The sequence below is a fragment of the Thalassovita litoralis genome (assembly GCF_900182725.1).
GTDB lineage: Bacteria > Pseudomonadota > Alphaproteobacteria > Rhodobacterales > Rhodobacteraceae > Thalassobius > Thalassobius litoralis.
Map to the genome: position 1 here is coordinate 18,951 of NZ_FXTO01000036.1, position 16,425 is coordinate 35,375.

General features: G+C 58.1%; 18 protein-coding genes and 1 pseudogene. 10 read left to right on the top strand and 9 right to left on the bottom strand.

From position 1 onward, the window contains the following. Positions 1–46: 46 nt before the first annotated feature. Positions 47–865 (bottom strand): DUF481 domain-containing protein, encoded by an 819-nt coding sequence (locus tag FN828_RS17680; protein WP_142494702.1) that lies wholly within the window; start codon positions 863–865, stop codon positions 47–49. Positions 866–1,084: 219 nt separating this feature from the next. After that, positions 1,085–1,945: a LysR family transcriptional regulator gene (locus FN828_RS17685; protein WP_142494703.1), complete on the bottom strand. Its 861-nt coding sequence runs from the start codon at positions 1,943–1,945 to the stop codon at positions 1,085–1,087. A gap of 163 nt (positions 1,946–2,108) precedes the next feature. Between FN828_RS17685 and rpsA the strand changes: the two genes are divergently transcribed. The 7 genes from rpsA to FN828_RS17720 all read left to right on the top strand — a co-directional run bounded on the left by rpsA (position 2,109) and on the right by FN828_RS17720 (position 8,019). Further along, entirely contained in the window at positions 2,109–3,893 is a 1,785-nt protein-coding gene (gene rpsA, locus FN828_RS17690) for a 30S ribosomal protein S1 (RefSeq protein WP_268987216.1), read from the top strand. Positions 3,894–4,186: 293 nt separating this feature from the next. Next, complete coding sequence (ihfB, locus tag FN828_RS17695; RefSeq protein ID WP_142494705.1) at positions 4,187–4,486, top strand: integration host factor subunit beta; 300 nt, start codon at positions 4,187–4,189, stop codon at positions 4,484–4,486. 12 nt (positions 4,487–4,498) lie between these two features. Continuing rightward, a complete protein-coding gene (locus FN828_RS17700) occupies positions 4,499–4,855 on the top strand; it encodes a lipopolysaccharide assembly protein LapA domain-containing protein (protein ID WP_142494706.1) in 357 nt (118 codons plus the stop codon). Positions 4,856–4,859: 4 nt separating this feature from the next. Further along, the gene (locus FN828_RS17705; protein ID WP_142494707.1) at positions 4,860–5,504 is read left to right on the top strand and encodes a phosphoribosylanthranilate isomerase; all 645 of its coding nucleotides are present in this window, start codon (positions 4,860–4,862) and stop codon (positions 5,502–5,504) included. 117 nt (positions 5,505–5,621) lie between these two features. Continuing rightward, entirely contained in the window at positions 5,622–6,860 is a 1,239-nt protein-coding gene (gene trpB / locus FN828_RS17710; protein ID WP_142494708.1) for a tryptophan synthase subunit beta, read from the top strand. Between the two features lie 243 nt (positions 6,861–7,103). Continuing rightward, positions 7,104–7,373 carry a hypothetical protein gene (locus FN828_RS17715; protein WP_142494709.1) on the top strand — a complete coding sequence of 90 codons (270 nt, stop codon included), beginning with the start codon at positions 7,104–7,106 and terminating at the stop codon, positions 7,371–7,373. Positions 7,374–7,509: 136 nt separating this feature from the next. Continuing rightward, positions 7,510–8,019: a helix-turn-helix transcriptional regulator gene (locus FN828_RS17720; RefSeq protein ID WP_235891521.1), complete on the top strand. Its 510-nt coding sequence runs from the start codon at positions 7,510–7,512 to the stop codon at positions 8,017–8,019. Positions 8,020–8,106: 87 nt separating this feature from the next. On the opposite strand, the gene FN828_RS17725 is transcribed toward FN828_RS17720, so the two are convergent. The 5 genes from FN828_RS17725 to FN828_RS17745 all read right to left on the bottom strand — a co-directional run bounded on the left by FN828_RS17725 (position 8,107) and on the right by FN828_RS17745 (position 12,519). Further along, positions 8,107–8,490 (bottom strand): DUF2237 family protein, encoded by a 384-nt coding sequence (locus FN828_RS17725; protein WP_142494710.1) that lies wholly within the window; start codon positions 8,488–8,490, stop codon positions 8,107–8,109. A 3-nt stretch (positions 8,491–8,493) separates the two neighbouring features. Then, the gene (locus FN828_RS17730; protein WP_142494711.1) at positions 8,494–9,666 is read right to left on the bottom strand and encodes a serine hydrolase domain-containing protein; all 1,173 of its coding nucleotides are present in this window, start codon (positions 9,664–9,666) and stop codon (positions 8,494–8,496) included. A gap of 106 nt (positions 9,667–9,772) precedes the next feature. Then, on the bottom strand, positions 9,773–10,447 hold the full coding sequence (pth, locus tag FN828_RS17735) for an aminoacyl-tRNA hydrolase (RefSeq protein ID WP_142494721.1): 675 nt from the start codon (positions 10,445–10,447) through the stop codon (positions 9,773–9,775). A 129-nt stretch (positions 10,448–10,576) separates the two neighbouring features. Continuing rightward, a complete protein-coding gene (locus FN828_RS17740) occupies positions 10,577–11,194 on the bottom strand; it encodes a 50S ribosomal protein L25/general stress protein Ctc (protein WP_142494712.1) in 618 nt (205 codons plus the stop codon). Positions 11,195–11,355: 161 nt separating this feature from the next. Further along, positions 11,356–12,519: an alpha-hydroxy acid oxidase gene (locus tag FN828_RS17745; protein WP_142494713.1), complete on the bottom strand. Its 1,164-nt coding sequence runs from the start codon at positions 12,517–12,519 to the stop codon at positions 11,356–11,358. A gap of 130 nt (positions 12,520–12,649) precedes the next feature. Here FN828_RS17745 and FN828_RS17750 point away from each other — a divergent pair, with 130 nt between their 5' ends. Together FN828_RS17750 and FN828_RS17755 are read left to right on the top strand one after the other, a co-directional pair. Next, entirely contained in the window at positions 12,650–13,093 is a 444-nt protein-coding gene (locus FN828_RS17750; protein ID WP_142494714.1) for a MaoC family dehydratase, read from the top strand. 123 nt (positions 13,094–13,216) lie between these two features. After that, the gene (locus FN828_RS17755) at positions 13,217–13,942 is read left to right on the top strand and encodes a ZIP family metal transporter (RefSeq protein ID WP_185959080.1); all 726 of its coding nucleotides are present in this window, start codon (positions 13,217–13,219) and stop codon (positions 13,940–13,942) included. A gap of 158 nt (positions 13,943–14,100) precedes the next feature. Here FN828_RS17755 and trpA read toward each other — a convergent pair whose 3' ends face one another. Further along, positions 14,101–14,892, bottom strand: coding sequence for a tryptophan synthase subunit alpha (gene trpA, locus FN828_RS17760; RefSeq protein ID WP_142494716.1), 792 nt, complete (start codon positions 14,890–14,892; stop codon positions 14,101–14,103). Between the two features lie 194 nt (positions 14,893–15,086). Here trpA and ychF point away from each other — a divergent pair, with 194 nt between their 5' ends. After that, positions 15,087–16,184 (top strand): redox-regulated ATPase YchF, encoded by a 1,098-nt coding sequence (gene ychF, locus FN828_RS17765; protein ID WP_142494717.1) that lies wholly within the window; start codon positions 15,087–15,089, stop codon positions 16,182–16,184. A gap of 152 nt (positions 16,185–16,336) precedes the next feature. On the opposite strand, the pseudogene FN828_RS17770 reads toward ychF, so the two are convergent. Beyond that, a pseudogene (locus tag FN828_RS17770) lies at positions 16,337–16,425 on the bottom strand (IS5/IS1182 family transposase); the annotation flags it as partial.

Here is a 16,425-nt window from a genome sequence, read left to right on the forward strand (position 1 = left end):
TTGCTCTGCCCCAAGTTCGCATGATGGTAGACCGGAAGGCGCTGGATCAGAAGCCCAGAACCAGTGCCACCGACAGTTTGTTTTCAAACTCGTCCGCCGCTTCCGAGTTATATTCGGTCCGATAGCTGAACCGGGTCGAAATCGTGTCGGACAGTTTGAAATTCAGGCCCAGATCGTTGGTGGCCAAGGTGCTGTAATCCGATGCGATCAGGTCGGTATCGTTGGTCAGCGATACAGTGCTGTTGAACTTGTAGTAATAGCGCGATGCGATCAGGCCGCTGCCTTCGGTGGTGTCCGCACCAGCTGCGGTTTTCACGTAACGCACACCCGGACCAGCCTGAATACGCCAAGTAGACTTTTCTGAATTCAGGATGCGCACACCGGGGCCGAAGCCGATGAAAGCGTCGTGTTTGTCGGTGGCGAAGTCATCGAATTCGTACCGGGCCAAGGCAAAGGCATAGACGCGGTCATTGAAGTAGCGGTTGGCTTCGTATGTCGCAAAGAACTCTTTCTCGGTCGTGGTCGATCCGGTGCGGCCATATTCGGCAGCCACCCCAAGGAAGTGGTTCCATGCGCCCGTGCCATAGGTCAGGCGGCCTGCCAGACTGATTTCGCCGGTGTCCGTGCTGCCGTCCGTGGCAGACGCTGAGAAGGCCATCGACCCGCGCCACCCCTGAGGAACACCCAAAGGTCCGAAACGCTGTGCATCTTCACCATCGGCCAGCACGTCTTTGGCGTCGTCGGTGATGTCGTCGATGCGATCATTCAGGTTGTCGATCCCGGTCAGGGCGGACTGCGCATAGGCAGGCGCGGCCAGCATCAGGGCCAAAGCCGAGACAGAGGCGAATTTGTGAACCAGTTTCATCGGGGTATCCTTTCCCAAAAGAGGTTGCTGATCGTTAAAAACCAGAAGCAATCTGCTTGCTTGGTGGGGATGTAGGGATTGGGAAAACAGAAGTGAAATTGCAAATATTCGTGGATGAAACGAGTCTTGCTTATGGGTTCGTGCGGGGGGCAGCATAGCCCCCGCATGTCAAGGCATAGGTCGCTTTTGGCCTTCTGTTTTCTGCGTTTTCTCAGGGTCTTAGCTCGTGGCGTTTTGGTCAGACGTGATTTCGCGCAGGGTGCTTTCGGCGGCGGCGCGAATGATCGGGTCCACGTCCGTGCGCCACACGACCCAAATCGGATAGGGAAAGCGTGGCGCATCGGGTACAAGGTGTAGCAGCCCTGCATCCAGATACCGTTGTACATAGCGGGCGGGCAAATAGGCAGCCGCATTGCGCTTTGTCAGGTATTCAGCCCCCAAGGCCCCAACGGACAGGGTTAGGGCCGTATTTTTCAACTGTGGCAAACGCCGGGAATGCTCCCGTATGAATTCTTGGCCCCAGTCGATAAGGACATAGCGTTCCGCTACGGTCTCGGCGGTGGGGTTGGCCCAACTGGCGACCATGATCAGATTTTCCGAGATGATTTTCTGGGCGTCCAGCCCCGGTCGTAGTTTCGGTGTATATGTCAGCGCGCATTGAATGGTGCCATCGGTCAGGAACCGGGTCAGGCGGTCGGGCATACCCAATTCGGCGCGCAGGTTCAGATCCGGTGCAACGGTTTGTATCCGGTCCAGCCAGCGGAACCCCAAACCCGGCCACAGCGAATATTGCGCGCCAATGGTCAGACTGCGGTGGAACCCTTCTGGAATGGCGATTTGCCGAAGCGCCTCTTCCCAGAGCGAGATAATGCCGAGGGCGTAGTGTTCAAACTTGCGCCCCGCCGGTGTCAGCTCGACCCCCGCCTTGGACCGCAGGAACAGGGGATGCCCCAGCGAATCTTCCAGTCGTTGAATGCGCAGGCTGACTGCGGATTGGGTGACATATAGCCGTTCAGACGCGGCCACGAATGACCCAGAACCAGCTACCTCGATAAACGTTTTCAACAGTACAATATCCATGCCCGTTCATTGCCAGCCCCCAAGGGTTGCCGCAAGCGCCTAAAATGGCGTTTTTCCTTGCCATGAAGGGGCGCAGGGGCTATATGCGCCCCGTCGATAAGGCGAATAATGCCATAGAATAAAGAGATCGAGCAGGGTCGGACCAACCGGCCCTCTTTGTTTTATGGGTCGTCAGGACCAATTCGTTCCGCCCAAGGCGGGGCACCAGCCAAGACCGGCGGAGACAACCGCTCGGCCAGAAAACGTTTATAAAGGAACAGAACGCCACATGGCTCAGAACGTATCTATGGAGGAATTCGAAGCCCTCCTGAATGAAAGCTTCGAAATGGACACCCCCCAAGAAGGGTCGGTTGTCAAAGGCAAAGTGATCGCCATCGAGGCCGGTCAAGCCATCATCGACGTAGGCTACAAAATGGAAGGCCGCGTTGATCTGAAAGAATTCGCAAACCCCGGCGAAGCCCCTGAAATCGCAGTTGGCGACGAAGTCGAGGTTTACCTGCGTTCCGCAGAAAACGCCCGTGGCGAAGCTGTCGTTTCCCGTGAAATGGCCCGCCGCGAAGAAGCATGGGATCGTCTGGAAAAAGCCTACGCCAACGAAGAACGCGTCGATGGCGCCATCTTCAACCGCGTCAAAGGCGGCTTCACCGTCGATCTGGGCGGCGCTGTTGCGTTCCTGCCGGGTTCGCAGGTTGACGTGCGCCCCGTGCGCGACGCTGGCCCGCTGATGGGTCTGAAGCAGCCGTTCCAAATCCTGAAAATGGACCGTCGTCGTGGCAACATCGTTGTGTCGCGTCGCGCCATCCTGGAAGAATCGCGTGCCGAACAGCGTGCCGAAGTCATCGGCAACCTGACCGAAGGTCAGTCGGTGGACGGCGTTGTGAAGAACATCACCGAATACGGTGCGTTCGTTGATCTGGGCGGCGTTGACGGCCTGCTGCACGTCACCGACATGGCATGGCGTCGTGTGAACCACCCGTCGGAAATCCTGTCGATCGGTGAAACCGTCAAGGTTCAGGTCATCAAGATCAACAAAGAGACCCACCGCATTTCGCTGGGCATGAAGCAACTGCAAGAAGATCCGTGGGATCTGGTGGCTGCCAAGTACCCGCTCAGCTCGGTCCACAAAGGTCGCGTGACCAACATCACCGACTACGGCGCATTTGTTGAGCTGGAACCGGGTGTCGAAGGTCTGGTCCACGTTTCGGAAATGTCCTGGACCAAGAAAAACGTCCACCCCGGCAAAATCGTTTCGACCAGCCAGGAAGTCGACGTCATGGTTCTGGAAATCGACGGCGCCAAGCGTCGCGTTTCGCTGGGCCTGAAACAGACCATGCGCAACCCGTGGGAAGTGTTCTCGGAAACGCACCCCGAAGGCACCGAGGTCGAAGGCGAAGTCAAGAACATCACCGAATTCGGTCTGTTCATCGGCCTGCCGGGCGAAATCGACGGCATGGTTCACCTGTCCGACCTGTCGTGGGACGAACGTGGCGAAGATGCGATCCAGAACTATCGCAAAGGCGACATCGTCAAAGCTGTGGTTTCCGAAGTTGATGTCGAAAAAGAACGCATCAGCCTGTCGATCAAAGCTCTGGGTGGCGACAAGTTCGCCGAAGCCGTGGGCGGCGTGAAGCGTGGTTCGGTTATCACCGTCGAAGTGACCGCAATCGAAGATGGCGGCATTGAGGTGGAATTCGAAGGCATGAAATCCTTCATCCGCCGTTCGGACCTGTCGCGCGACCGCGCAGACCAGCGCCCCGAGCGTTTCTCAGTTGGCGACAAGGTAGATGTGCGCGTCACCAACGTGGACAGCAAAACCCGCCGTCTGGGCCTGTCGATCAAAGCACGCGAAATCGCAGAAGAGAAAGAGGCCGTGGAACAGTACGGTTCCTCCGACTCGGGTGCATCGCTGGGCGACATCCTGGGCGCAGCACTGAAGGGCGGCAACTAAGCCTTCCTTTCGGTCTGACCGGAATACAACAGCCCCGCGGCAGCAATGCCGCGGGGTTTTTCGTTGCGAATCAACGGGGCGGGTTCTGCGCTGCAACATGGGGCGTTGGGGTGAAAATTGGCCGCTCGCTTGGGCAATTCTTTGCCGGGGCAGCCTTTTTTTGCAGGATACACCGATGCTTAGGCCGCGAAATCTCGCAAATTGGTGAACGTTCTGGTTCACCTGTCTTATCTTTCTTTCTATAGTCACCCCTAATAATGGGGGCATATAGCAACACCCGGGGGAGGACGCCGATGATCCGATCGGAACTCATTCAAAAGATTTTCGAGGAAAACCAGGATCGGAGTTCCGAGAATCAGCTAACCATGCGGGACGCCGAAAAGATCGTGAACACGATCTTTGAAGAAATCACCGATGCGATGGCGCGCGGCGACCGGGTGGAACTGCGCGGCTTCGGCGCGTTTTCCGTGAAGAAGCGGGATGCTAGGGTAGGGCGTAACCCGCGCACCGGGGAATCGGTTGAAGTCGAAGAAAAGCACGTGCCTTTCTTCAAGACTGGCAAACTGCTGCGCGACCGTCTGAACGGAAAATAAAGAAGCGAACACATGCGCTATATTCGTTATGCCTTCCTCGCCGCTTTGGGCGCGGTTCTGATTATCATTGCCTTGGCCAATCGCGGCAAAGTCACATTGACGTTGCTGCCCACGCCGTTGGCGGACCTGCTGCAACTGAACTACACTGTCGATCTGCCGCTGTTCGTGGTGATTTTCGGCGGGATCGTGGCGGGCCTGTTGATTGGGTTTGTGTGGGAATGGCTGCGCGAACATAAACATCGCGCCACCGCCGCCCGCAAAGAACGCGAAGTGCATGATCTGGAACGCAAGCTGAAGCGCGAACAGCGCAAGGCCATTGCCAGCGGTCAGCAGGACGAAGTTCTGGCCCTGCTGGATAACAAGTCCTGATCCCATGCCAGCCGATGTAAAGGTTAAAATCTGCGGCCTGTCCCGCCCCGAAGACGTGCAGGCGGCTGCCAGCGCGGGGGCGGTTTATGCCGGTTTCGTGTTCTTCGCCAAATCCCCGCGCAATATTTCCGTGGAACTGGCCCGTGATCTGGCGATTGACGCCCCGGTGGGGTTGGCCAAGGTGGCGCTGACGGTGAATGCCGATGACGCCATGCTGGACGCAATTATGAACACCGTGCCGCTGGACATGCTGCAACTTCACGGCAGCGAAACGCCGGACCGCGTGGCCGATCTGCGTCGCCGCTATGGCCTGCCGATCATGAAAGCCATCGGTATCGCGGATCAATCCGATCTGGATCAGATTGCGACCTATGCCGGGGTGGCCGATCAATTGCTGATTGATGCCAAACCGCCGCGCGGCGCGGACCTGCCCGGCGGCAATGGGCTGTCTTTTGACTGGCGTTTGGTGAACCGTAAATACTGGCCCTGTCCGTGGATGCTGGCCGGGGGGCTGACGCCGGATAATGTGGCGCTGGCGGTGCAAATGACCGGGGCGCGACAGGTCGATGTGTCCTCGGGCGTTGAAAGCGCGCCGGGGGTCAAAGACCCGGAATTGATCCACGCCTTTGTCAAAGCGGCCTTGGCCTGATCTCCCCGGCGGAATTCCGGGCGCGTTGCATCCAGAAACCCGTAAAACGCATTGAATTGCCGGGGTCCGCCCCTTATGCACGACATGTCAAAAACCACGCGATCGAAGGGGAGCCTGATGGCCGACGATCTTTTCAACAGCTTCATGAATGGCCCCGATGAAAAGGGCCGGTTTGGTCAGTTTGGTGGGCGCTTTGTGTCCGAAACCCTGATGCCGCTGATCCTGTCGCTAGAAGAAGAATACGAAAAGGCCAAAACGGATGCCGCGTTCTGGGCGGAAATGGACGATCTGTGGAAACACTATGTTGGCCGCCCGTCGCCGCTGTATTTCGCCTCGGGGCTGACAGAACATCTGGGCGGGGCCAAGATTTATCTGAAGCGGGACGAGCTGAACCACACCGGCGCGCATAAGATCAACAACGTGCTGGGGCAAATCCTGCTGGCCCGCCGTATGGGGAAAACCCGCATTATCGCGGAAACCGGGGCGGGGCAGCACGGCGTTGCCACAGCGACGGTTTGCGCCAAGTTCGGCCTGAAATGCGTGGTCTACATGGGGGCGCATGACGTGGAACGTCAGGCCCCCAACGTGTTCCGTATGCGCCTGCTGGGGGCCGAGGTGGTGCCTGTTACCAGCGGTCGTGGCACGTTGAAGGACGCGATGAACGACGCCCTGCGCGATTGGGTGACGAATGTGCGTGACACGTTCTATTGCATCGGCACCGTGGCTGGCCCACACCCCTATCCGGCGATGGTGCGCGATTTCCAGTCCATCATCGGCAAAGAAGTGCGCTGGCAGCTGGCCGAACAAGAAGGCGAAGGCCGCTTGCCCGATACCGTGATCGCCGCCATTGGTGGTGGGTCCAATGCAATGGGTCTGTTCTATGAATTCCTGGATGAAGATTCGGTGAAAATCATCGGCGTCGAAGCAGGCGGTAAAGGCGTGGATGATAAGATGGAACATTGCGCGTCGCTGACCGGCGGGCGCCCCGGTGTTCTGCATGGCAACCGTACCTATCTGCTTCAGGATGAAGACGGGCAGATTCTTGAAGGCCACTCCATTTCCGCAGGTCTGGATTATCCCGGTATCGGCCCGGAACATAGTTGGCTGCACGAAATCGGTCGCGCCGAATATGTCTATATCACGGACAAAGAGGCGCTGGAGGCGTTCCAACTGTCCTGTTCCACCGAAGGCATCATTCCTGCGTTGGAACCCAGTCACGCGCTGGCCCATGTGATGAAGATCGCGCCGAGCCTGCCCAAGGACCACATCATCGTGATGAACATGTGTGGCCGTGGGGATAAGGACATCTTCACCGTTGCGAAACATCTGGGTGTGGATATCCGGACCGGGGGCTGACCCTGCCGCCAATACGATTTTCCCAACCCCGCGCAATTGCGCGGGGTTTTTTCATTGCTGCGCGGGAAATCGTCCATAAACCAAAGTTTATGCCTGTTCTCCAATGGGTTATTGCCTGAAATTTAAACGTTTTATGAATAGCAAAGCACCGGCGGAATGCCTTTTTCAGCCTCACCGAACGCGGCCTACCCGCCGCAAGGACGAACCGATCCCCGGTTTGTTCCCCCCTAAAGGAGACTGAAAATGAAAAAACTGATCACTGCCGTTGCTGCAACCCTGATCGCCACCTCTGCTATCGCTGCGCCTGTTGGTGGCTCGTATCAGGATGATGGCGGTTGGACTGGCCAATATGCCACCGATCACGTGACCAAAACGAACCTGTCAGCCTGCTATGACACCGATCAAAGCCAGCCGATGCTGACCTCGGGGGCCGATATGCTGACCGATCACGCCGCCGATGCTACGCCGTTGTGCAACACCGACCTGACGGCTACCGCCGCAGAAGGCCGCTAACGCGTGCCGGGCAGGGGGCGGGCATACCGCCCCCGCCCGATGACCTGACGGAACTGACCACAAAAAGATGCCCACTATTACTTGCGAGCGCCCAACCGCGTGGCTACCTGAATGGCCAGAGCAGAAAGGGCCAGCCTTGCGCCGTAACCATAAGAAACTGATCCTTCTGACCGTCATGGCGCTACAGGTGCTTTGTACGGTGTTTTTCGTGGCCGGAGTGCTGAAGGAAACACTGGGGATTCAGGGCTATTCGCTGTTCGCCAATCAATCCCATGCCGAAATCGGGGCTGCTATCGGGCTGTCGCTGGGCATCGCGACGGGCTGGATCGCCTTTCGCCGGTCGGTCCGCTATACCCGTCAGGTCGAAGAAAAGCTGCGCGTTGCTTCGGGGGCGTTCATGGATCTGTTGGCGGATCGCTTCGATCAGTGGGGGCTGACACCGGCAGAGCGGGACGTGGCACTGTTCGCGCTCAAGGGGTTAAGCACCCATGATATTGCCGAAATGCGTCAAACCTCCGAAGGCACGGTCAAAGCGCAGTCCAATGCCATCTATCGCAAGGCAGGCGTCAGTGGGCGGCCCCAATTACTGAGCCTGTTTATTGACGATTTGATGCAGGATGAACTGCCGCAAAGGTTGATTTCGTAGCGTATTTGATTGTCTAAATGCGATCATGATGCGAGTTTTATCCACAGAAATCGGCCAATTTCCATCAGTTTTGCAATCTTTTGTGGGTTACTTGCCCGTCGGGGGCAATCTGTGTTCCCGTAGAATATCCAACGGTACAATGTCCAGCGCGGCCACATGGGTGGCGTCCAGATTGACCTTGGGCGCACAGCCTTCGTCGTGGGCTTGCAGGAACCGCGCGGCGCACAGGCACCATTGATCCCCCGGTTTTAGCCCCTGAAACTGGAATTCAGGCCGGGGGGTGGACAGGTCATTGCCAACATATTTCGAGTAGGCCAGAAATTCGGCGGTCATTACGGCGCAAACGGTGTGATTGCCCTGATCCTCTATGCAGCTATTGCAATGGCCATCACGGAAAAAGCCAGTCAGCGGATCGCGGGAGCAAGGTTGAAGCGCGGCCCCCAGTACGTTGATTGATGGGTATTTTTCCATGTCTCACTCCTGTGTCAGGCTGTTGGTGATGCGGCGAAACATCTGGATGTTTTCGCGGTTCACGCCGGGTTCCTTGAACAGCCGGTCGGCGGAATTCATGGCGATCACCACGCCTTTGGGCCGGTTGATATAGGTATATTGCCCATAGACGCCGATGGCATAAAATTCGCCTTCTGCGGCGTCTTTTGGTCCCCACCATTGCAGGCCGTATTTTTCCTCGCCTGCCGTCGTGGGGGCGGTAAAGACGGTGGATTGTGTCACCCAGCCTTCGGGCAGGATGCGCTGCCCCTGCCACATACCCCCCTGCGCCACCATTTGACCAAAGCGGGCATAGTCGCGGGTCCGCATGTTGAGGCCACCCAGCACGAAAGCCACGCCATGCCCATCGGTGATCATCAGCGGGTTTTGTTCCAGCCCCAGTGGTTGAATGATCCGTTCTGTCATCAAATCGGGGATGCTGCGCCCGGTGGCCCCCCGGATCACCATGCCAATCACATGGGTGTCGATGGAAACGTAATGCCATTCGGTGCCGGGGGTGGCGATATGCTGATCCAGACTGGCGGCAAAATCGTCCATTGAGCCGCCAAGTGCCAGAACGCGCCCCATTTTGTTGATGTCGGAATTGAAGTCCAGATAATCCTCGTTGAACTTCACGCCGCTGGCCATGTGCAATACGTCGATGATCCGCGCCCCGTCATAGGCGCTGCCTTTCAGGCTGGGGGCATATTGCGTGACCGGATCGTTCAGGCTGTGGATGGACCCATCCGCCAGCACGGTTCCCATCAGGGCGGACAGGAAGCTTTTCGCCACGGACCAAGAGATATGCCTGTCATCGGGCGTTGTGTTCAGGTGATAGCTTTCATGCCGGATTTCCCCGTCTTTCAGCACCACCAGCCCGGTCACGGCGCGGTCTGTTAGCCAGCGGTCGGCCCTGTCCGGCAGGGATTGATCCGCACCACGGGGCAGGGGGCTGACGGGGACGTTGCCGCGGTCCAGCGGCACCGTCCAGAACAGGCGATCCATATGGCTGAAATTGCTGACGATACGATCCGCGTGAAACAGGCTGTTCACGGCCAACAGGCGGGTGATTTCGTCTTTTCTCCAGACGGCCCCAGCCCCGCCCAGCAGGATGACAACCACCAGCGCGCGCAGCGCCCATTTCACGATACGGCCCATGTCCCGTCCTCCTTGGGTTCGGGATAGTGAATCATGACGGGGGTATGTCAGGCAAGGGGCGCGTACAGGCGCGCGCCCTTTTGCATGTCTTTGATGGGCAAATGTCTTAGCGGAATTTATCCAGCAGCTTTTCCATCGGGCTGCGGGTGTCCTGTGGTTCGGGAACGACCGGGGCTGGTTTATCAGCCTTGGGCTGCGAATTGGAGGATCGCGGCGGGGCCACCCGCTGCGCTACGGCGTTCAGGAATTTCGATCCGTCCCCATCCGCCAGGGCTGCCGCGCCATCGCTGATCCCGCGCAGCAGATCGTCCAGCCAGTCCTGATCGGCCTTGGCAAAATCGGACAGGACATAGCCCGCCACCCGATCCTTGTGGCCCGGATGGCCGATACCCAGCCGCACCCGGCCATAGGCTTCGCCGATATGCTGATGGATGGACCGCAACCCGTTATGCCCGGCGTGGCCGCCACCTTGTTTCAGGCGGCATTTTCCGGGGGCCAGATCCAATTCATCGTGGAAAACGATAACATCCGCTGGGGTTAGCTTATAAAAGCGCATCGCTTCGCCCACGGATTGCCCCGACAGGTTCATAAAGGTTTCGGGCTTCAGCAGGATCACCTTGTCCGCGCCCAGCCGTCCCTCGGTCACTTGACCCTGAAACTTGGAGCGCCACGGCGCAAAGCCATGATTATCGGCTACCCGGTCCATCGCCATAAAGCCGATGTTATGCCGATTGCCCGCATATTTCCCGCCCGGATTGCCCAGACCCACCCAAAGCTGCATCGTCATCTTTCCTGTATCTGTCAGGCCGCAGGGTAGGGGCCGCGCAGCCTGATTTCAATCGTCCGAAACGCAAAAGGCGCGACCCGAAGGCCGCGCCCGTCACTGTCCCCCGAATGCGGGGTAAGCAGATTATTCTGCGGCTTCTTCGCCGTCAGCTTCGTTTTCTTCCGAACGCAGCCCCGACGGAGCCGAAATGTTCGCAATCACGAAGTCGCGGTCGATGGTCGGCTTGGCGCCTGCGGGCAGGGTCACGTCGCTGATGTGCAGCACGTCACCGATCTGTGCGTTCGACAGGTCGATGGTGATGTGATCAGGAATGTCGCCAGCCAGAACTTCCAGTTCCACCTCGGGGCGAACGATGGTCAGAACGCCACCTTTCTTGAGGCCGGGGCAGGTGTCCTGATTGTCAAAGTTGACGTGGATGTACAGGTTGATGCGCGAGGTGCGGCGCAGACGCATGAAATCCACGTGGGTCGGCAGGTCTTTGACCACATCGCGCTGAACGTCGCGGCAGATCACGCGCACGTCTTCCTGACCGTCAACCTTCAGGTTGAACAGGGTCGACTTGAAACGACCGGCTTTCAGGCTTTTCAGCAGTGCGTTGAAGGGCAGGTTGATCGGCAGCGGTTCTGCGTCACCACCAAAAACGATACCCGGTACTTTGCCGTCCCGACGAGCCTGACGAGCGGCGCCCTTGCCTGTCCCCGTGCGGACCTCGGCGTGAAGATCAGGAATTGCTCCAGCCATGATAATTCTCCAAAATGTTTGACTGACGGGGATCCTCCAAGGCTGTATCCCCGCATGAAGTCGCGCGTATAGACGAGATTCCCAATTTTGGAAAGTCTTATTCGCCCCCGTAAACGGCCTTTTTCCCAAGCCGTAAAAGGGGGCGAAGCGATGGTACGCGCTTATTGCCAGCGCCCGCCGAAATCTTCGGGGATCATCAGGATCGAACGGTCCAGTTCGTCAATCGTCCGCCGTCCGCACAGGGCCATCGAAATATCCATTTCGCGGTGCAGTACTTCCAGCGCCTTGGTGACACCCTCTTGGCCCATCGCGCCCAGACCATAGACGAAAGCCCGCCCGATATAGGTGCCTTTGGCCCCCATCGCCACGGCTTTCAGAATGTCCTGCCCCTTGCGAATGCCGCTGTCCAGATGCACCTCGACCTGATCGCCAACGGCATCCAGAATGGATGGCAGGGCTGTGATCGAACTGACCGCGCCATCCAATTGCCGCCCGCCGTGGTTGGATACCACAATGGCATCGGCCCCGACCTGAAGCGCCATTTTCGCATCTTCGGCGTCCAAAATCCCCTTGAGGATCACCGGCCCGCCCCATTCTTCTTTGATCCGGGCGATCTTACCCCAGTCCAAAGTCGGGTCAAACTGTTCTGCGGTCCATGCGCCCAAGTTGGCGGCATCGGTAACGCCTTGGGCGTGACCCACGATATTGCCAAAATGCCGCCGTTTGGCCCCCAGCATTTCAATCCCCCAGCGCCATTTGGTCATCAGGTTGGCGATGGTGGACGGGGTCAGTTTGGGCGGCGCAGACAGGCCGTTTTTCAGATCCTTATGCCGCTGCCCCAGAATTTGCAGATCCAGCGTGATCACCAGTGCCGAACATTTCGCATCCTTCGCCCGTTGGATCAGGCGGGATACGAAATCGGTGTCCTTCATGGTGTAAAGCTGAAACCAGAAGGGTTTGTTGGTTGCCCCGGCCACATCCTCGATCGAGTTGATGGACATGGTGGACAGGGTAAAGGGAACGCCAAAGGCTTCGGCGGCGCGGGCGGCTTTGATTTCGCCATCGGCGCATTGCATCCCGGTCAGGCCAACCGGGGCCAGTGCGACCGGCATTGCAACATCCTGTCCGATCATTTTTGTGGCGGTGGACCGCCCAGACATATCCACGGCGACGCGCTGGCGCAGGCGGATTGCATCAAAATCCGTGGTGTTTTCACGAAAGGTCTGTTCCGTCCAGCTACCGCTTTCGGCGTAGTCGTAAAACATCCGGGGGGTACGGCGCTGGTGCAGGCGCTTCAAATCTTCGATGCAGGTGATTACGGGCATGGCATCGGCCTTTTTGCGTGTATTGGTGAGAATTTGTTACCAATAAGGCAGGTAAAGGGCAACGCTTAATGCCATTGCCCCCAATGCCGGGTTGCGCCACTGTCAACCCGAGCGAAAAGGGAGGGAAATTATGTTTTTTGATGACTTGCCGGTGGGGTTTACGTTTGAAACGGCCAGTCGGCAAATTCCGCTGGAGGAGATGGTGGAATTTGCCCGCAAATACGATCCGCAACCGTTCCATATTGATGAAGATGCCGCAAAGCAGACGCCATATGGCGGGCTGATCGCCAGCGGATTCCAAACGATGGTGGTGGGGTTTTTGCTGTCGCTGGACGCGAATATCTGGAACGAGGCGTCTTTGGGGTCGCCGGGGGTGGACGGGCTGCGCTGGCTAAAGCCGGTGCGACCGGGGGATACCCTGATGGTCAAGGCCGAGGTGATCGGATCAGAACCATCGAAATCGCGCCCGGATCGGGGGCGGACACAGGTGCGATATGACACCTATAATCAGGATGGCGATCGGGTGATGACCTATACAACAATCCACATCCTGCGCCGCAGTCCCGCCGCCTGACAGGGCAAAAGCTGCTTGCACCCACCCGGCCTTTGGCAAAAGCTGCGCGTGTAGCCGGGTGAAGGGGACGTTGTGGACAATATCATTCTGATTGGCGTCATCGCCAGCCTTGGCGCGGGCATGATGACCGGCGTTGGGGCTATTCCGGTGCTGTTCGGTCGTCAGATCAGCCGGGGCGCGAATGACGCCATGTTGGGATTCGCGGCGGGGGTGATGATTTCCGCCTCGTTCTTTTCGCTGATCTTGCCGGGGATTGATGCCGGGACCGCGATTTACGGGTCTGTTCCCGCTGCGGCGGCGCTGGCCGGTCTGGGGATCGCGCTGGGGGCGCTGCTGGTGGCATGGATGAATGAAAACCTGCCGCATGAGCATTTCATCGTCGGCCCGGAAGGTGCCGATCCGGGGGCTTTGCCGAAGATCTGGCTGTTTGTGATTGCCATCACCATCCACAATTTCCCCGAAGGCATGGCTGTCGGCATCGGTTTCGGCGGTGGGGATATGACGAACGGTCTGTCACTGGCCACTGGGATCGGGCTGCAAAACGCCCCCGAGGGGCTGGCGGTGGCGGTGGCCCTGCGGGGGCAGGGGTATAGCAAATCGCGATCCTTCCTGATCGCGGTGATCACCGGGCTGGTGGAACCCGTGGGCGGGCTACTGGGGGTCGCGCTGATCCATGTGTCTGTTTATGTGCTACCTGTTGGCCTGACCTTCGCGGCGGGGGCAATGCTGTATATCATCAGCCACGAAATCATTCCCGAAACACATCGCTACGGGCATCAGAACAAGGCGACAACCGGGTTGATTGGCGGCTTGATCCTGATGATGCTTTTGGATGTGATCTTGGCGTGAGGCAGTAATCTTGGCGACTTCAGGGGCTTTGCCCCTTTTGGCCTGCGGCCAATTCACCCCAGAGTATTTTGCATCAGAAAGAAGGCGATTACGGGTCTTCTTGGTTGCAAGGCTCTGGGGGGGGCAATGGTTGGCGCAATGAAGCAGGTGTGCGTGGGTCAGGCCCGGTGCGCACCGTCCGCGAGGGACTTAACGAAAGCCAGAATATCGGACACAGGTTTGCCCGAAGCAATTTCGCCCACAATCGCCGAACCGACAACGCTGCCATCGGCCACGCTGGCGATATTCTGGGCCGCGTCTGGGGTTTTGATGCCGAAGCCGACAATCACCGGCAGATCGGTTTGCGCCTTGATGCGGGCCACTTCGGGGGCGACGTCGGCGGCCTGCGCTTCGGCCGCGCCGGTGATGCCGGTGATCGACACATAATAGACAAACCCCGAGGTGTTTTGCAGCACTTTGGGCAGGCGCTTGTCATCGGTGGTGGGGGTGGCAAGGCGGATGAAGTTCAGCCCGGCCTTTTGCGCGGGGATGCACAGTTCCTCGTCCTCTTCCGGGGGCAGGTCGACCACGATCAGCCCGTCAATGCCAGCGGTTTTGGCATCTGCCAGAAATTTATCCACGCCCCGGTTAAAGATCGGGTTGTAATAGCCCATCATCACAATCGGGGTGGTGTCGTCGGATTTGCGGAACTCTGTCACCATATCCAGCGTTTTTTGCAGAGTTTGCCCGCCTTCCAGCGCACGCTGCCCGGCCAATTGGATCGTTGGGCCGTCTGCCATCGGATCGGTGAAGGGCTGGCCCAGTTCGATGATATCGACACCTGCGGCAGGCAGCCCTTTCAGAATGTCCATCGAAGTGTCGTAATCCGGGTCGCCCGCCATGATATAGGCAACGAAAGCTTTCTTGTTTTCAGCTTTCAGGGCGGCGAATTTGGCGTCGATGCGGGTCATCCGGGGTTCCCTTGTCCTTGGTCCCCTATGGGGCCATTTATACGGTTTGCCCCGATGTGCCGCAAACGGGGGCGGAACTCAATGGTTTGCAGGGCCGAAAGCGCAATTTCCCGTGGTTTGGGGCGTGGGCGCGGCCTTGCCATGCTGGCCCCCGCGTTCTAAGAGCGGCGAAACGGATATGACGGAGGCCGGTGATGGGTTTCAAGATGGGTATTGTCGGGCTGCCGAATGTGGGCAAGTCGACCCTGTTCAACGCTTTGACGAAAACGGCAGCGGCGCAAGCGGCGAATTTTCCTTTTTGCACGATCGAGCCGAATGTGGGCGATGTGGCCGTGCCCGATGCACGTTTGGAAAAACTGGCGCAGATCGCCGGGTCGAAACAGATATTGCCGACACGCATGACCTTTGTTGACATTGCGGGGCTTGTCAAAGGGGCCTCCAAGGGGGAGGGGCTGGGCAACCAGTTTTTGGCGAATATTCGGGAAACTGACGCCATTGCCCATGTGCTGCGCTGTTTTGAAGACGGTGATGTGACCCATGTGGACGGGCGCGTGGACCCGGTGGCCGATGCTGAAACCATCGAAACCGAACTGATGCTGGCCGATCTGGAAAGCATCGAAAAGCGCCGCGCCAATCTGGTGCGCAAGCTGAAGGGCAACGATAAAGAAGCCAAAGAGCAGGACCGCTTGCTGGCTGCTGCGCAAGAGATGCTGGAAGACGGCAAACCCGCCCGGCTGGTCGCGGTTGCACCGGAAGACGCGAAGCTGTGGAAGCAGTTGCAATTGCTGACGACCAAGCCAGTTCTGTATGTGTGTAACGTGGCCGAGGAAGACGCGGCAAAAGGCAATGCTTTTTCTGACAAGGTTGCAGAAATGGCGGCGGCGCAGGGCAATGCGCATGTCATTATTTCCGCCCGGATCGAAGAAGAAATCAGCCAGTTGGACGACGAAGAAGCCGCCATGTTCCTGGAAGAAATGGGGCTGGAAGAGGCAGGTCTGGATCGCCTGATCCGTGCAGGATACGAGTTGCTGCACCTGGAAACTTATTTCACCGTTGGCCCGAAAGAAGCCCGCGCTTGGACCATTCGCCAAGGAACCGCTGCGCCGCAGGCTGCCGGGGTGATTCACGGCGATTTTGAACGCGGGTTCATTCGTGCGGAAACCATCGCATTCGACGATTATGTGGCTTGTGGTGGTGAAGCAAAAGCACGGGAAACCGGCAAGCTGCGGGCCGAAGGCAAGGGCTATGTGGTGCAGGACGGGGATGTCATGCACTTCTTGTTCAATACCTGATCTTTTGGGGCTGTGGTGTTGAAGTGTTGCTCTTTTGGAGCAATACTTGTGCAAATCGGCAAAAAACCGTCCATTTTCCATTTTCCATTTTCCATTTTCCATTTTCCATTTTGCAGGGCGTTGGGCGGTTTTCTTTTATCTAGGCTCAGGACTCATAACCAAAACATGACTGTTGCGGCGAGAGCGATGGCCGAGAGGAAGACTTCGGGGCAGCGGTCATATCGGGTGGCGACCCGCCGCC

Coding starts and splice junctions, on each gene's coding strand:
- FN828_RS17680 (WP_142494702.1), bottom strand. CDS start 865: ATGAAACTGGTTCACAAATTCGCCTCTGTCTCGGCTTTGGCCCTGATG.
- FN828_RS17685 (WP_142494703.1), bottom strand. CDS start 1,945: ATGGATATTGTACTGTTGAAAACGTTTATCGAGGTAGCTGGTTCTGGG.
- rpsA (WP_268987216.1), top strand. CDS start 2,109: ATGGGTCGTCAGGACCAATTCGTTCCGCCCAAGGCGGGGCACCAGCCA.
- ihfB (WP_142494705.1), top strand. CDS start 4,187: ATGATCCGATCGGAACTCATTCAAAAGATTTTCGAGGAAAACCAGGAT.
- FN828_RS17700 (WP_142494706.1), top strand. CDS start 4,499: ATGCGCTATATTCGTTATGCCTTCCTCGCCGCTTTGGGCGCGGTTCTG.
- FN828_RS17705 (WP_142494707.1), top strand. CDS start 4,860: ATGCCAGCCGATGTAAAGGTTAAAATCTGCGGCCTGTCCCGCCCCGAA.
- trpB (WP_142494708.1), top strand. CDS start 5,622: ATGGCCGACGATCTTTTCAACAGCTTCATGAATGGCCCCGATGAAAAG.
- FN828_RS17715 (WP_142494709.1), top strand. CDS start 7,104: ATGAAAAAACTGATCACTGCCGTTGCTGCAACCCTGATCGCCACCTCT.
- FN828_RS17725 (WP_142494710.1), bottom strand. CDS start 8,490: ATGGAAAAATACCCATCAATCAACGTACTGGGGGCCGCGCTTCAACCT.
- FN828_RS17730 (WP_142494711.1), bottom strand. CDS start 9,666: ATGGGCCGTATCGTGAAATGGGCGCTGCGCGCGCTGGTGGTTGTCATC.
- pth (WP_142494721.1), bottom strand. CDS start 10,447: ATGCAGCTTTGGGTGGGTCTGGGCAATCCGGGCGGGAAATATGCGGGC.
- FN828_RS17740 (WP_142494712.1), bottom strand. CDS start 11,194: ATGGCTGGAGCAATTCCTGATCTTCACGCCGAGGTCCGCACGGGGACA.
- FN828_RS17745 (WP_142494713.1), bottom strand. CDS start 12,519: ATGCCCGTAATCACCTGCATCGAAGATTTGAAGCGCCTGCACCAGCGC.
- FN828_RS17750 (WP_142494714.1), top strand. CDS start 12,650: ATGTTTTTTGATGACTTGCCGGTGGGGTTTACGTTTGAAACGGCCAGT.
- FN828_RS17755 (WP_185959080.1), top strand. CDS start 13,217: ATGACCGGCGTTGGGGCTATTCCGGTGCTGTTCGGTCGTCAGATCAGC.
- trpA (WP_142494716.1), bottom strand. CDS start 14,892: ATGACCCGCATCGACGCCAAATTCGCCGCCCTGAAAGCTGAAAACAAG.
- ychF (WP_142494717.1), top strand. CDS start 15,087: ATGGGTTTCAAGATGGGTATTGTCGGGCTGCCGAATGTGGGCAAGTCG.